Annotated in this window: 10 protein-coding genes and 1 pseudogene; 5 read left to right on the forward strand and 6 right to left on the reverse strand. The window is 67.2% G+C overall.

Annotation, left to right across the window (positions count from 1 at the left end):
• Positions 1–10 precede the first annotated feature (10 nt).
• A complete protein-coding gene (locus VG556_RS07300; RefSeq protein WP_100449793.1) occupies positions 11–1,606 on the forward strand; it encodes an alkaline phosphatase D family protein in 1,596 nt (531 codons plus the stop codon).
• A 108-nt stretch (positions 1,607–1,714) separates the two neighbouring features.
• Here the strand turns inward: VG556_RS07300 and VG556_RS07305 are convergent, their stop codons facing one another.
• From VG556_RS07305 to VG556_RS07320, 4 genes are all read right to left on the reverse strand, one after another.
• On the reverse strand, positions 1,715–3,823 hold the full coding sequence (locus VG556_RS07305; protein ID WP_049407087.1) for a phosphocholine-specific phospholipase C: 2,109 nt from the start codon (positions 3,821–3,823) through the stop codon (positions 1,715–1,717).
• An 8-nt stretch (positions 3,824–3,831) separates the two neighbouring features.
• Positions 3,832–6,210 (reverse strand): TonB-dependent receptor domain-containing protein, encoded by a 2,379-nt coding sequence (locus VG556_RS07310; RefSeq protein WP_049407090.1) that lies wholly within the window; start codon positions 6,208–6,210, stop codon positions 3,832–3,834.
• A 115-nt stretch (positions 6,211–6,325) separates the two neighbouring features.
• On the reverse strand, positions 6,326–7,252 hold the full coding sequence (locus VG556_RS07315) for a c-type cytochrome (protein ID WP_014646731.1): 927 nt from the start codon (positions 7,250–7,252) through the stop codon (positions 6,326–6,328).
• Positions 7,249–8,595 carry a c-type cytochrome gene (locus VG556_RS07320; protein ID WP_049407093.1) on the reverse strand — a complete coding sequence of 449 codons (1,347 nt, stop codon included), beginning with the start codon at positions 8,593–8,595 and terminating at the stop codon, positions 7,249–7,251. The genes VG556_RS07315 and VG556_RS07320 overlap by 4 nt, the downstream gene beginning before the upstream one ends.
• A 184-nt stretch (positions 8,596–8,779) precedes the next feature.
• Here VG556_RS07320 and VG556_RS07325 point away from each other — a divergent pair, with 184 nt between their 5' ends.
• Positions 8,780–9,898, forward strand: a complete 1,119-nt coding sequence (locus tag VG556_RS07325) for an alpha/beta fold hydrolase (protein ID WP_111144281.1) — start codon at positions 8,780–8,782, stop codon at positions 9,896–9,898.
• 82 nt (positions 9,899–9,980) lie between these two features.
• Here VG556_RS07325 and VG556_RS07330 read toward each other — a convergent pair whose 3' ends face one another.
• Complete coding sequence (locus tag VG556_RS07330) at positions 9,981–11,120, reverse strand: MFS transporter (RefSeq protein WP_032957729.1); 1,140 nt, start codon at positions 11,118–11,120, stop codon at positions 9,981–9,983.
• A gap of 184 nt (positions 11,121–11,304) precedes the next feature.
• Here VG556_RS07330 and VG556_RS07335 point away from each other — a divergent pair, with 184 nt between their 5' ends.
• A complete protein-coding gene (locus tag VG556_RS07335) occupies positions 11,305–12,000 on the forward strand; it encodes an alpha/beta hydrolase (protein WP_100449794.1) in 696 nt (231 codons plus the stop codon).
• 27 nt (positions 12,001–12,027) lie between these two features.
• Positions 12,028–12,267 (forward strand): annotated as a pseudogene (locus VG556_RS07340) (TonB-dependent siderophore receptor); the annotation flags it as partial.
• 115 nt (positions 12,268–12,382) lie between these two features.
• Here VG556_RS07340 and VG556_RS07345 read toward each other — a convergent pair.
• Positions 12,383–13,084 carry a pirin family protein gene (locus tag VG556_RS07345; protein WP_014646736.1) on the reverse strand — a complete coding sequence of 234 codons (702 nt, stop codon included), beginning with the start codon at positions 13,082–13,084 and terminating at the stop codon, positions 12,383–12,385.
• 140 nt (positions 13,085–13,224) lie between these two features.
• Here VG556_RS07345 and VG556_RS07350 point away from each other — a divergent pair, with 140 nt between their 5' ends.
• Positions 13,225–14,145: a LysR family transcriptional regulator gene (locus VG556_RS07350; RefSeq protein WP_046429929.1), complete on the forward strand. Its 921-nt coding sequence runs from the start codon at positions 13,225–13,227 to the stop codon at positions 14,143–14,145.
• The last annotated feature ends 473 nt before the right edge of the window (positions 14,146–14,618 follow it).

A 14,618-nucleotide genomic window follows, 5' to 3' on the forward strand; every position in this document is an offset into this window, starting at 1 on the left:
GGGCACAGCCGTGGAGACGATCAATCGCAGGCGATTCCTGGCCCTGGCCGGCCTGTCCGCTGCCGGCGCCTGGATGGGCACGGCACGCGCGCTGGCCGCGCAGGCCGATGCCACCACGCTGAACCCGCGCAACCTGCTGGCCAAGCCGCGCTTTGCCAGCACGCCCTTCACCCTGGGCGTGGCCTCGGGTGATCCCACGGCCGATGGCATGGTGCTGTGGACGCGTCTGGCGACCGAGCCGCTGGTGTTCGGCGGTGGCATGCCAGCCCGGCCGATGGTGGTCGAATGGCAGCTGGCAGCGGACGAAGGCATGCGCAAGGTGGTACGCCAGGGTTCGGCGCTCGCGCATCCCGAACTCGGCCACGCGGTGCACGTGGAACTGGAAGGATTGGCGCCCGGACGGCCCTACTGGTACCGCTTTACCGTGGGTGGCCACGCCAGTGCAGTCGGTTGTACCCGCACGCTGCCGGCAGCCGCGGCAGCGGTGGATCGCGTGCGCTTTGTGGTGGCCGGCTGCCAGCACTACGAAGAAGGCCACTACACCGCGTGGCGGCGCATCGCCGAGGAACCGCTGGATTTCGTCTTCCACTACGGTGATTACATCTACGAAGGTGAAAGCCAGCCTGGCCTGCGGAAGATGAACGGCCAGCCGTTCACCAACCTGCGCAACCACGTCGGCCCGCAGACCTACACGCTGGATGATTACCGCCGCCGCTACGCCCAGTACAAGAGCGATGCCGACCTGCAGGCCGCGCATGCGTCGGCACCGTGGTTCGTCACTTTCGATGACCATGAAGTGGACAACAACTGGGCCGGCGCCGAAGACCAGGACGATACGCCCAGCGAAGTGTTCCTGCTGCGGCGCGCACAGGCGTTCCAGGCCTACTACGAGAACATGCCGCTGCGCCGTTCGGCATTCCCGCGCGATGGCCACATGCAGCTGTACCGGCGCGCACGCTACGGAACGCTGATGGACCTGCACCTGCTCGACACACGCCAGTACCGCAGCAAGCAGGTGAACATGGCGCTGCGTGAGGACGTGGAATCGGCGGAGCGCAGCATCGTCGGTGCGAAGCAGGAGCGCTGGCTGTTCGATGGCCTGGCCGATGCCGCACCGCGTTGGCACACCATCGCCCACCAGGTAGCGCTGGGCAACTACATGCGCGAGAAGGACGGCGTGGTGCAGTCGTCCGATGATCAATGGTCGGGTTACCTGGACAGCCGTCGGCGCCTGCTCGACCACATCCAGAAGGTCGGCTTCGGCAACGTGGTGACCGCCTGTGGCGACGCGCACCGGCATTACGCCAGCGACCTGGTGCAGGACCACCGTGACTCGGGCGTGGTCTCCAGCGAGTTCCTCGCCACCTCGATCACTTCCGGTGCTGACGGCCAGGGCGTGGACGCGTATGCCAGGAACCAGCTTGCGCACAGCCCCAATCTGAAGGCGACCACCGACAAGCGTGGCTATGTGCTGTGCGATGTCACCCCTGATGCGTGGATCGGCGACATGAAGACGCTGGATACCGTGATGCGGCCGAACGGTACCGTGCAGAGCTGGAAGCGCTACGCGGTGGAGCACGGCCGGCCGGGGCTGCAGGAGGCCTGAGTCTACCGGTCTGCGCTGTAGAGCCGAGCCCACGCTCGGCTGCTTCTTTCGGGGCAATGCGACCGGGGCGAAAGCAGCCGAGCATGGGCTCGGCTCTACAGGGATTCTTCAATCGTGCTCGAACCGCAGCGGTTCGGTGCCCATCGCCGGGTCACTGGTGCCGGGGCGACCATCCTCGGCGCGGCCGGCCAAACGCAGCACACTCCCACCCGCGCTGATGCGCAGGTCATACCAGCCGGCGGTAGGCGTTGCATCCCACGCCAATGAAGTCTGCGCATGTGCGGGCAGCGCCAATGTCTGTTCGGGCATGTGTCCTGCATAGGCGCCGCCATGCACGCGCACCTGCTGTGCACTGTCACCCAGATTGCGCAGGTGCAGCCGCAGCTGGCCATCCGCGCGATCAATTGAAGCCTGCACGGCAGGAGTCTTGGCCGCACCCTGGAAGTGGCGGTGGAAGCCGTTCGGACCGAGCAGCCACAGGTCATAGCGGCCCTGGGCGTCCAGCGGCCAACGCTCGCGCAGCGGCATGCCCGGCAGCAGCGTGTAACGGCGCGGCACCGCCTCCAGCCGCAGCCGATCGTAGACATGCAGCACTGCCGCTGCGCCCTCGCAAGACAACGCCAGGTCAACGCCCGCGACGTCGACCGCAGCAATCGACGCCTGCGGTCGATAGGGAAGGGCACGCGCCGGGCGTACACCGCTTTCCTGTTTCGCTGGCTTCAGCCCCTCTGGCAGCGCGGGCACGGTGCGCCCCGGCAAAGCAGCGGCGCGTGCGGCCACCGCGCTCACGTCGGGCAGGCCGCGGACGAACGGGCGGGTATCGCGCTGGGCAAAGTCGAACGCAGTGCTGAGGTCGCCGCAGACCGCGCGGCGCCACGGCGAGATGTCCGGCGCGGACACACCAAAGCGGCGTTCGATCAGTCGAATGACCGAGGTGTGGTCGTACACCTGCGAATCGACCCAGCCACCGCGGCTCCAGGGCGAGATCACGTACAGCGGCACGCGCGGGCCCAGTCCATACGGGCGGCCGCGCAGTTCGGCGAAGTCGTACTTCTCATCTCCCGGTGCCGGATGGCGGTGGTACTCGCCTTCAGTGCTGACCGAGGACGCACCCGCCCAGCCACCGTCCACCGGCGAAGGCGGTGCCGGTGGCGGCATGTGGTCGAAGAAACCGTCGTTCTCGTCGAACATCAGCAGCAGGGCGGTGCGGCTCCACACCTGCGGATCGGCGGTCAGTGCATCCAGCACGCGTGCGGTATAGGCCGCGCCCTGGGCCGGGCTGGAGGGGCCGGGATGCTCGCTGCCGGCCGCGTCGGCGATGATGAAGCTGACCTGCGGCAGGCGTCCGTCGATGACGTCCTGGCGCAGCTGCGCCAGGCCACGCGTGCTGACCCCGCGTGCGCGCAGCTGCGGGTCATGCCCCGGCGCAGCGCGGTAGGCCTGGCGGAACGCCTCGAAGCCGGCCAGCGGGTTGTCGGTGAAGTTGTCGGCCATGTCCTGGTAGATCTGCCAGGATACCCCCGCCCTCTGCAGGCGTTCGACATAGCTGGCCCAGCGGTACGACGCAGGATGCCCGCCGTGCTCGGGGAAGTTGTCGTGCGAGTTGGCGATCACCGGGCCGCCGGCGCGGGCGGCAGCATCGTTGTGGCCGGTCCACAGGAACACCCGGTTCGGGTTGGTTCCGGCCTGCATCGCGCAGTGGTAGGCGTCGCAGATGGTGAAGGCATCGGCCAGGGCGAACTGGAAGGGCAGGTCGCTGCGCTGGAAGTAGCCCATGGAGTGGTTCTGCTTGGCCTTCGGCCAGTGCCCCATGCGGCCGTGATCCCAGGCGCGCTGCGCATCCGGCCAGGTGTGCGGCGTGCCTTCCACCCGCATGTAGCCGAAGTGCGCGGCGGTATCCAGCGGGAACGGTGCGATCGCCCGCGTGCCAATGGCATCGGGCTGCAGCCACAGGCTGCGCGCGCGGCCACCGGCCTGCAGCGCGGCGGCCGGGGCCACGAAGCGGTCACCGAAACCACGTACGCCCGGCAGCGTGCCGAAGTAGTGGTCGAACGAACGGTTCTCCTGCATGAACACCACGATGTGCTGCAGGTCTTCGAGGCTGCGCGTCTGCGCGGCGGGGGCGATCGCTGCGGCCCGTGCGATGCTGGGCAGCAGCGAGGCAAGGCCGGCGGCAACGCCGGCCTGCAACAACCGGCGTCGGCCGATATCGGTCACGGGCTCACTCACAGGTCCACGCGGAAGGAGATGCCGACGGTGCGCGGGGCGCCGATGAAGGCGTTGTCGCGGCCGTCCACCCCCGCAAGATACCGCTTATCGGTGAGGTTGCTCACCACCAGGTTGGCACCCATGCCCTTCAGGCGCGGCGACAGGCCCTGCAGGTCGAAGCCGATGTTGGCATTGAACACGGTGGCCGAGGGCAGCTTGTTGACGTTGGCGGCGTCGAGGTAGCGGGTGCCTAGGTAACGGCCGGACAGGCCGAAGTTCCAGTTCTCGCCCTGCCAGTCCGCCGAGAGTACGAGGGTCTGTTCGGGCTGGCCGATCACCTTGGCGCCGTCGACGATGCCCAGCTGGGTATCGCGCGCGGCATCACCGCTGCCCAGGTACTTGGAGCGGTTGTAGGTGTAGGCGGCGTTGAGACGCCAGCCGTTGTCCCAACCGTAACCGAACGCCGCTTCCAGGCCGTTGCTTTCCACGCCGCCGAAGTTCTCGTAGACGCCGTCGGTCTCGCCCAGGTAGTCGATGCCGCTGACGAAGCCGGCCGGCAGGTAGACGATGCGGTTGTCGAATTTGATGTTGTACAGCGTGACCGAGGCGGTCAGGGGCCAGCGGCTGATGCGCATGCCCACTTCAATGTTGTCAGCGGTCTCCGGCTCGACGTTGCGGAAGCGCTGCGGGTCGGTCTCGCCGAGCACGCCGGAAGGAATCGCGGCGAAGTTCTGCGAGAAGCCGGCGAACAGCTCCATGCCTTCCACGCCCGGCGCCCAGGTCAAGCCGGTGGACAGAAGCGGGTCGGACCTGGAATCGGATGTGACGTGCTCGCTGGCACCGATCACGCGGCGGCGCGACTGGTCGACGAAGAACTGCTTCACGCCCAGACGTGCGCTGAACGGCCCGAACCGCGCCACGTCCTCGACGTAGTACATCTGTTCGTCGACCTTGTACTTGTCCTCGAACTGTACCCAGTACGGCTGGTGGTCGAAGGCGATGTCCTGGCCGACGTTGAGCAGGCGATGCCAGTCGCGGCGTGCCGAACGGTCCAGCTTCTCCACCCACAGGCCGCCGCGGATCGTGTTGTCGACTGCGCCGAAAGTCTGGCGCCATTCAACGTCGGCGGTCACGCCCATGCGGTCGTTGTCGTAGTGGGTGTGGCGATACGACTGCGCGCCCAGCACGTTGCCGGCGTAGCAGTTCGGATCGTACTCGGCGGTGAAGCCCAGGCGCGGGCTGCAGCTGGCCAGGCGCTGCGCGGCACTGCCATCGGGATTGACGAAGAAAATCTGGCCACGGTTGCTGCCGCCGTACACGGTCTTGCCACCGAGGTATTCCGATTCGGGGCGGCCCGCACCCTCATCGCTGACCTGCGCCAGGTACGGTGGCAGCCAGTCACCACGGCCTTGCATGCGGTGCCCGTAGGCGGCCACCGAGGTCTTGAAGCCGTTGCCACCGTCGAAGGCCGCGCGCAGGTAGCCGAAGGTGTTCTCGCGCAGCGCACGCGAGCCGGAACGGTAGTTCTGGTCCAGGTAGGGAATGCCGGTGAGGGTACCGACCAGGTTGTCGCGATCCGGATTGGTCGCGAAGCCCTTCGGTGAGACGCTGGTGTACTCCGGCTCGTCCGCATCGTTGTAGGACAGGTAGCCGGTCAGGGTCCAGCGATCCAGTTCGGTGATGAACTTGCCGGCGATGTGGTCATTGCTGGTCCTGCCGCTGCCATCGATCCAGTCATGCACGCGCGCCGACGAGGCACTGACCCAGGCGCGGGTGTGGCCGCCGAGCAGGCCGGTGTCGTAGCGCACGTAGTACTTGCGCGCCTCGTTGTCACCGGCGCCGACCACGAAGCGCAGGCGGCTGTCCTGCAGCGGATCGCTGGTGAGGAAGTTGAGCGTGCCGCCCAGGGCCTCGTTCGAGCGCGAGGAGATATCGGCAGTGCCCTGGCTGACTTCCACCGTTTCCAGGTCGAGGGTGTCGATGTAGCGGTTGGCCAGCGAGCCGCCGCCGTAACCCGAGCCACCATTGGGCAGGCCGTCGATGGTGGTGCCGATCTGCTGGGTATCACGGTTGGTGACGAAGCCACGCATGCTGATCTGCGTGCCCCACACCGACGAGCCGGTGGCATCGGCCTCGCTGACCACCACGCCGGGCACTTCGTTGAGCGCGTCGTTGACGCTGCTCATCACGGTCTGCCGGTTCAGCGTTTCCGCACGCACGGAAGTCTTGGCATAGCTGGTGGCCTGGCCGATCACCTGCACCTGGTCGAGGGTGCGGGCCTCACTGCTGCGCGCTTCAGCGGCATCGCCCTGCGGTGCTTCGGCCAGGGCGTCCAGTGCGGGAGCGATCAGCAGGGCAAGCAGCGAGACACGGGGAAAGCGCGCAGACGTTCGCATCGAGACCGGACCTTCAGAGGAGGGAAGCCCCGGAGTGTCGGCAGCGCCAATGACATCGGCATGACGTGGCGATGCAGGAATCGTGTTGTGCGACGGCCGGCACCCGCCGCCTGCTTCAGTACCGTGCGTCCTTGGGCTTCGGGTCACGCGGCCAGTCCTTGCCCTTGTTGGCGAAGTCCGGCCGCGGCTGGTTGATGAAATAGCCGGCGATGTCCACCGCATCCTGGTCCGGCATCACCTGCTGCCCCAGCGGCGGTGCGCGGGTCACTGCCGGTGGCATGTTGTGCTTGATGAAACCGGCCGCCTTGTACAGGCGCGCCATGCCGGCACCGATGTTGAAGCTGTGGTCGCCCCACAGCGGCGGGAACGCGATGTCACCGCTGGCATCGCGTCGGCCTTCGCCGTTGTCGCCATGGCAGGCGGCGCACTGCACGGCATACAGCGCCTGGCCGCGGACCGGGTCCGGAGTCAGCGTGCTGTCGATGGGGCCCTCACTGGGCGCGGCCACTTTTGCACCCTCTGGCACCGGGCTGCTCAGCCACGCCATGTAGTCGAGCATCGCGCGCATCTGCGGTGCGTCCTTCGGCAGCGGCTTGCCGTTCATCGAGCGCTGCAGGCAGCCATTGATGCGCTCGGTCAGCCCGATCACCTTGCCCGGGCGCGGCATGTAACGCGGATAGGCACCGCCGCCGGTATTGAAGTAGTGGTTGCCGAACGGTCGCTTGCCCTCGGCCATGTGGCACGAATTGCAGTTCAGATCGTTGCCGACGTTGTCCGGAAGCAGGCGCGCGGTCTCGTTGAGGATGCGCCGGCCGAGCATTACCGATTCGGCATTGCCCAGGCCGGCGATCTCCTCGGCACTGGGCGCGTGGTAGTGGGCGACCACCTTGCCCTGTGCATCGAGGATATCGATCGTACTGGCTACGGCTGCATCCAGGCCCGGGTGCAGGTGACGATAGGCGAGGGTGCCCGCACCGGCCAGCAGCACCACGGTGATCGCACTACCGAGCAGCAGGCGGGAACGTTTGCGCGAACGCTTCATCGTGCGGACTCCTGCGGAACGTAGTGCACCGGCTTGTCACGCACCACCCGGCGCATGCGTGCCACCTCGACCTCGCTCACCGCGCTGGCCTGGTTGCCCCAGCTGCTGCGGATGAAGGTCAGGATCTGTGCCAGCTGCGCGTTCGGCAGCTGCTCGAAGCCGGGCATGGTGAAGGCCATGCGGTCGTGCGGGGTATGCGGCGTGCGACCCCCGATCAGGGTCACCTGCACCAGCGAACTGGGGTCGTCGGCGAACACGATCGAGTTGCCGGCCAAGGCCGGATAGACGCGTGGCATGCCGCGCCCGTCGGCACGGTGGCAGGCCTGGCAGTGCTCGGCATAGGCCAGCGAACCGGCCACGCGATAGTCGCCACTACGCAGCGCGGCGGTGGTGGTGTCGGTACCAGGCGACCACTGCGCACTGCGTCCCTCACGCGCCGGCAGCTGCTTCAGGTAGCGCGCCATGGCCAGCAGGTCAGCGTCGGACAGGTACTGCGTGCTGTGCTCGACCACGTCGGCCATGCCACCGAAGGCTGCCGATCGATCGGTGCGCCCGGTGCGCAGGAAGTCGACGATCTCGCCCTCGCTCCAGCTGGCCAGGCCGGTCGATTCATTGCGCAGGTTCTTCGCATACCAGCCTTCCAGCACCGAGCCGGACAGGAACTGGCGGCTGCCATCGTCGGCCATCGCCTTCTCCTGGAACGCCAGCCCACGTGGTGTATGACAGGCGCCGCAGTGGGCCAGGCCCTCAACCAGCTCAGCGCCACGCTGCTGGCCCACATCCAGCGACGGATCCGGGTTGAAGCTGCGCGGGCGCGCGAACAGCAGCTGCCACCATGCCAAAGGCCAGCGCATGTTGGCCGGCCATGGAATCGTGCTGTCGGCGTTGCTTTGCTTCACCGGCTTCACCGAGCCCATGAAATAGGCATACAGCGCCTTGATCTCGGCATCGCTGGCGATCACGTACGAGGCATACGGCATCGCCGGATACAGCGGCTGGCCGTCGTGGCGGATGCCGCGGCGGACCGCGCGTTCGAAATCGGCGTAGTCGTAGGCACCAATGCCGGAGTCCGGATCGGGGGTGATGTTGGTCGAATAGATCGTGCCCATCGGCGTCTGCATGCCCAGGCCACCGGCGAACGGCTTGCCGCCCGGCGCGGTGTGGCAGGCCGCGCAGTCGGCGGCACGTGACAGGTAGCGCCCCTGCGCGATCAGCGCCGGATCGTGGATGTCGACCTGCGCGGTCTGTCGCGGTGCGAACCAGTAGGGCGTGCTGCGGGCGATGCCGTAGGCGGCGGCCACCGTGGCGGCCAGGGCAATGGCGAGCTTGAACGAGATGCGCATGGCGGCACTGTGGGCACTCCCGGGCGCGCGTTCATTGATCCGGATCAATGACTGAACGGATACAGCTTTTACACCAAACTGAATCGTTCCTGCGTTGTCATCAAGCCGTCATCCGTGCGCGATAGATGGCCGGTCTATTGGGCGTTACCGTCCCAATCTGTCTGATTCATCCCTATGACGTGATATGAAGCGCCTGCTGCTGTTGTTGCTGGCGTGCGCCGGCCTGTGGCTGGCTGCATGCTCATCCTCGATCAACGCCTCGTCCACCTCACTCGCCGATCAGCTGATCGCGCCGGGTGGCGTGTCGACCCTGCTCGATCGTCCGCGCATCGCCGCGGCCATCGCCGAACTGCCCAACCGCCATGGCTTCGCGGCGGGCCGCGATGGCGTGCCGATCTTCTGGCGCGTATTCGATCCGGGCGACTACGGCGCGCGTTACCGCTACCTGCCGCAGCGCCACGAGAACGGCCTGCCGCTGGATACCGGCCTGAGCCTGGCCGTGCCGCAGCCGTTCCGCGCGCAGGCGCCGCGCGGCACCGTGGTGCTGCTGCATGGGTGGATGATGAACGGTGATTCGATGCTGCCATGGTCGCTGCAGCTGGCCGAATCCGGCTACCGCGTGGTCACGCTCGACCTGCGCAACCATGGCCAGTCCGGCACCGGCCCGTCCGGCTATGGCACCTATGAGTCGGATGACGTGGTCGATGTGATCGGCGAGCTGCGCGTGCGCGGCGAAGTGACCGGGCCCCTGTACCTGTTCGGTGTGTCCTATGGTGCGGCCACGGCGGTGTTCACCGCCGACAAGCTGGGTGACCAGGTCGAAGGCGTGGTGGCGATGGAATCGTTCGCCAATGCCGGCGTGGCGATCCGCACCATGATCCCGCACCTGATGGGGCTCCAGCCGGAAGGCCTGAAGGCGCAGGCGGTGGCGTCGTACGCGCGCTGGCGCTACGGCGGCCAGGACATCAACCAGGTGATCGCCGCCGCCAGCCGCCGCATCGACGTCGATCTGGACCGCGTGGACGTCGCGCGTGCGTTGGCCGATACCCGCGCCTGCGTGCTGTTGCTGCACGGGCAGGGCGACCAGCACATTCCGGTCAGCCAGGGCCGCGAACTGGCCCAGGCCAACCCGCGTGCGCACTACATCGAAATGCGCGGCGAGGACCACATCACCCTGCCGCTGCGGCTGGACCTGCTGGCGGGCGTGGTCGATGACTGGATGGCGCGCGACGAGCACCATCCGCAGAGCGCGTGCCCGGCACCGCAGCTGCCGGCCCAGGCTGAGTGGCTGGCGCGCAGCTGAGAAAAAGGGGACGGAGGGGATTAAGTCGTTTCCAGGCCAGGTGTGCGGGAAACGACTTAATCCCCTCCGTCCCCTTTTTCTGTCAGGCCACGCGTCGTGCCAGTGCGCGGGCAGACGCCGCGACACCGAGCAGCAGCGCGGCCACGCACAGGAAGGCGAAACCGAGGCTGGTGGCATGCGCCAGTGCGCCGATCGCTGCCGGACCGGCGAGGATGCCGGCGTAACCCAGTGTGGTCACCGCGGTGATGGCGATGCTCTCCGGCATCACCCGCTGCTGGCCCGCCATCGAGAACAGCGCCGGCACGATGTTGGCGCAGCCCAGCCCGACCAGTACGTAGCCGGCCAACGCCACCGGGAACGAGGGCACCAGCGTGGCCAGGGTGAAGCCCGCCGCAGCGGTGATGCCGCCGATGACCAGCGTGCGGGTCCGGCCGAGGCGCTCGACGATGCCGTCGCCAAACAGGCGCATCGCGGTCATCGCCAGGGTGAACAACGCAAAGCCGGCCCCGGCCTGGTCGCGCGGTACCTGCCGCACTTCCGCCAGGAACACCGCACTCCAGTCCAGCATTGAGCCCTCGGCAAGGAACACCACGAAGGCCAGCACGCCGATGAACAGGACCACGCCGTGCGGCAGCGCCAATAGCGGGCCTTCGTGCAGGATCCGTTGCGGACGCCAGTGCGGTGCCGACAGCACGGCAACCAGCAGCAGCGCGGCCACCGAAAGCAGCGCGGCCAGCCACAGCGGCGTGCCGAGGATCAGCAGCCCGGTCATGCAGCCGGCGCCGACGAATCCACCGATGCTGTAGAAGGCGTGGAAGCCGGACATCATCGCGCGTCCGGCGTCGCGCTCGACCGCCACGGCCTGCATGTTCATCGCGCAATCCAATGCACCGACGCCGGCGCCGAACACGAACAGCGCTGCGCCCAGCGCCACGGGCGAGGGTGCCAGCACCAGCAAGGGCAGGGCGCCCAGCATCATCGCGCAGGTGATCACCATCACCCGACGGCATCCCAGCCGTCCGGTCAGCGCACCTGCCAGTGGCATCGCCAGCAGCGAGCCGAGCCCGAGGCACAGCAGCACGGCGCCGAGGCTGGCGTCGGACAGCCCGGCCTTGGCCTTGGCGTAGGGGACCATCGGTGCCCACGCGGCGGTGGCGAATCCGGGAATGAAGAAGGCGGCGCGGGTGGCGTGCTGCTGGGCACGTGGGGATGAAGGCGTCATGCTTGATGCGAAGCTCCGGGAGAGCTCCATGAAATCGTTATCAGGCCAGGTCGGCAAGTGCCATGCATGACATCAAACGACGCATACGATTGCAGTGACCCGATTGCGTCACCAGCGATTAACGCCACGCACGGACAGTGGCTGCACAGTCGGCATTCCGCCGGCCGCTGCCGGAGACCTGTACATGAGCACGACACCGACCATCCTCCTTGTCCATGGATTCTGGGGCGGGGCCGCACATTGGGCCAAGGTGATCCTGGAACTGCATCGCAACGGCCACGACCGTGTGCAGGCGGTGGAACTGCCGCTTACCTCGCTGGCCGACGACGCAGAACGCACCCGGAAAATGATCCGGCAGATCGACGGGCCGGTGCTGCTGGTCGGCCACTCCTACGGCGGCGCGGTGATCAGCCAGGCCGGTAGCGAGCCCAACGTGAAGGGCCTGGTCTACATCGCTGCCTTCGCGCCTGATGCCGGCGAGAGCCCCGGTGGGATCACCCAGCAGCACCTGCCGGAGGCAGCGCCGAACCTGGCACCGGACAGCGATGGCTACCTGTGGCTGCGTGCGGACAGGTTCCATGAGAGCTTCTGCCAGGACCTGAGCGCCGACCAGGGCCGGGTGATGGCGGTGACCCAGAAGGCGCCGTTGGCGAGCACCTTCGGTGATGCGGTCAGCGATCCGGCCTGGAAGCACAAGCCGAGCTGGTACCAGCTGTCCCGCCAGGACCGCATGATCGCGCCGGACAACCAGAAGGCCATGGCCACGCGCATCCAGCCCAAGCGATTGCTGGAGCTGGATGCCAGCCATGCCTCGCTGGCCTCGCAGCCGAAGGAAGTGACCGCGCTGATCCTGGAGGCCTGTGCCGCCATCGGCGGCTGAGCCCGCGCGGCGCGTCGCGCCGCACGACAGGATTCCACCTTCGGCGAGATCACCAACCCGGCCACGCAGGCCAAGGTGGTACATCGCACCCAACCGTATTGGTTGCTGGATGCGATGGCGCGTTATGAATTCAGTGATCGCCTGTCGGCCACGCTCAACGTCAACAACCTGCTGGACAAGCGCTACTACACGATCTTCAGCTGGTACAGCACCTACACCTGGGGTGAGCCACGCAATGTGCGGCTGGCGATGACGTACAGGTTCTGACGCGGGTCCTGTAGAGCCGAGCCCGCGCTCGGCTGGCTGTCACACCGCAGCCGAGCGTGGGCTCGGCTCTACGGAAATGCGCCCGCGATGCTTTGCGGCATCGCGGGCGTTGTGGTTACAGCGGCAGGTCGAACACCAGCACTTCGGCGTCGTTGCCGTTTTCCAGGGTCAGCTGCGCTTCGTCGCTGACCTGCAGTGCATCACCGGCTTCCAGGGTGATGCCATTGACCTGCAGCTGGCCTCGGGCAACCTGCACATAGGCACCACGGCCATTGCCGAGCGCGTGGTGCAGCTTCTGGCCGCCATCGAGGATGGTGGCGAAGATGCGGGCATCCTGGTGGATGCGCAGCGAACCGTCGGCGCCGTCCGGCGAAGCGATCAGGCGCAGCTGGCCGCGCTTGGTCTCCGGGGCGAAGTGGGTCTCCTCGTAGGACGGCGTGATGTTCTCGCGGTCCGGGAAGATCCAGATCTGCAGGAAGTGCACGGTCTCGTCGGCCGAGTGGTTGAATTCGCTGTGACTGACACCACTGCCGGCACTCATGCGCTGCACGTCGCCGTAGCGCAGCACCGAGCCGGTGCCCATCGAGTCCTTGTGCTCCAGCGCGCCGCCCAGCACATAGGAAACGATCTCCATGTTGCTGTGGCTATGGGTGCCGAAGCCCTGGCCGCCGATCACCTTGTCTTCGTTGATCACCCGCAGCGGGCCGAAGCTGACGTAGCGGGGGTCGTAGTAGTTGGCGAAGGAGAAGGTATGGCGCGAGGACAGCCAGCCATGCTCGGCCAGGCCACGGGTAGCGCTCTTGCGGATCTGCAGCATGATGGAATCTCCTTGTTCGATGGTTTCGATGGGGCGGGGTGAGGCGGTAGTTGTCGTGTTTCCCCGTTGGAGAGAAGTATCCGCTTGCGCCAGGGGTTTGAAAAACGGATAGTTTTGACGGCCATCATCGAAAAATTCGAATGCTCAAGCTCAGCCTCGATGCCCTGCAGATCCTGGATGCCATCGACCGCCGCGGCTCCTTTGCCGGCGCCGGCAAGGCCCTGCACAAGGTGCCCTCGACCATTTCCTACACCGTGGCCAAGCTGGAGGAGGACCTCGGCGTTCAGCTGTTCGACCGGGTCGGCCCGCGTGCCGAACCGACCGAGGCCGGACGCGCCCTGCTGGACGAGGGTCGGCATCTCCTGCGTGCGGCCCGCGAGCTGGAGCTGCGGGTGCGCCGGGTGGCGTCGGGCTGGGAGACCGAACTGACCCTGGCGGTGGACTCGGTGTTCCCGACCTGGCTGCTGGGCCCGGACATCGCCGCGTTTCGTGAGGCCGAGGCGCCGACCCGGCTGCGATTGATCGGCGAGGCCCTGTCCGGCACCTGGGAGGCCCTGCTGGACCGCCGTGCCGACCTGCTGGTTGGCGCGCCGGGTGAGGGCCCCAGTGGCGGTGGTTACGTGGTCGAGCCGCTGGGCACGGTGGAGTTCGTGTTCGCGGTCGCGCCGGATCATCCGTTGGCCAAGGTGCCGGGCGTGCTCGGTCGCGAGCAGCTGGTCGAGCACTGCGCGATCGCCGTTTCTGATTCGGCGCGGCGGTTGCTGCCGCGCACGGTGGGCCTGTTGATGGGGCAGGAGATGCTGACCGTGCCTGACATGGCCAGCAAACTGAAGCTGCAATGCGAAGGTGTGGGCTTCGGCTTCCTGCCCGAGCCGTGCGCGCGCGCTGCAGTGGCGCGTGGCCAGCTGGTGATCCGCGAGGTGGAGGAACACAAGCCGGAGGAAACGTTCTGGCTGGCCTGGCGCACCGGCGAGGACGGCGCGGCACTGCGGTGGTGGCGCGAGCGCCTGCGCAGGCCGGAGCTGCTGTCGCAGTGGTGGCAGGCAATGGCCAAGGGGTAGGGTTTGGCAGGGCTGCGCCCTGCACCCGCTACGATCCAGGGCAACAGCAACAGCAACAGCAACAGCGTGCATTCCGTGAGATGGCGGGGTGGGTCCGGTTGCGGGGGGCGCTGCAAGTACGTCCATGTAAGCTCGGTCGCCGCATCCATGCGGCTCACGCCCCCGCAACCGGACCCACCCCGCCTTCGACAGTTTTCCGCGATCTGTCGGAACGGCGTACTGCTCCGGTAGGTGTCGACCTTGGTCGACACGATAGATCCACGTCATGCGTGGATGAATTCACTCAATATCTGACAGATGTGTCGACCAAGGTCGACACCTACCAACAGCCGCGTGAACCTGTCGAAGGTGGGGCGGTGTCGGAGTGCGGGGTGTCAGCCGCATGGGCCCGAGGCATGCCTCGGGCGGGTTGGGCAGGACGCCCAACCCCGGTCTTGCCGTGTGCGCAGGAAAGCGCACACGAGCAAGCGGCT

Source organism: Stenotrophomonas sp. CASM106, from assembly GCF_049384825.1.
GTDB lineage: Bacteria > Pseudomonadota > Gammaproteobacteria > Xanthomonadales > Xanthomonadaceae > Stenotrophomonas > Stenotrophomonas muris.

Coding starts and splice junctions, on each gene's coding strand:
- VG556_RS07310 (WP_049407090.1), bottom strand. CDS start 6,210: ATGCGAACGTCTGCGCGCTTTCCCCGTGTCTCGCTGCTTGCCCTGCTG.
- VG556_RS07315 (WP_014646731.1), bottom strand. CDS start 7,252: ATGAAGCGTTCGCGCAAACGTTCCCGCCTGCTGCTCGGTAGTGCGATC.
- VG556_RS07320 (WP_049407093.1), bottom strand. CDS start 8,595: ATGCGCATCTCGTTCAAGCTCGCCATTGCCCTGGCCGCCACGGTGGCC.
- VG556_RS07325 (WP_111144281.1), top strand. CDS start 8,780: ATGAAGCGCCTGCTGCTGTTGTTGCTGGCGTGCGCCGGCCTGTGGCTG.
- VG556_RS07330 (WP_032957729.1), bottom strand. CDS start 11,120: ATGACGCCTTCATCCCCACGTGCCCAGCAGCACGCCACCCGCGCCGCC.
- VG556_RS07335 (WP_100449794.1), top strand. CDS start 11,305: ATGAGCACGACACCGACCATCCTCCTTGTCCATGGATTCTGGGGCGGG.
- VG556_RS07345 (WP_014646736.1), bottom strand. CDS start 13,084: ATGCTGCAGATCCGCAAGAGCGCTACCCGTGGCCTGGCCGAGCATGGC.
- VG556_RS07350 (WP_046429929.1), top strand. CDS start 13,225: ATGCTCAAGCTCAGCCTCGATGCCCTGCAGATCCTGGATGCCATCGAC.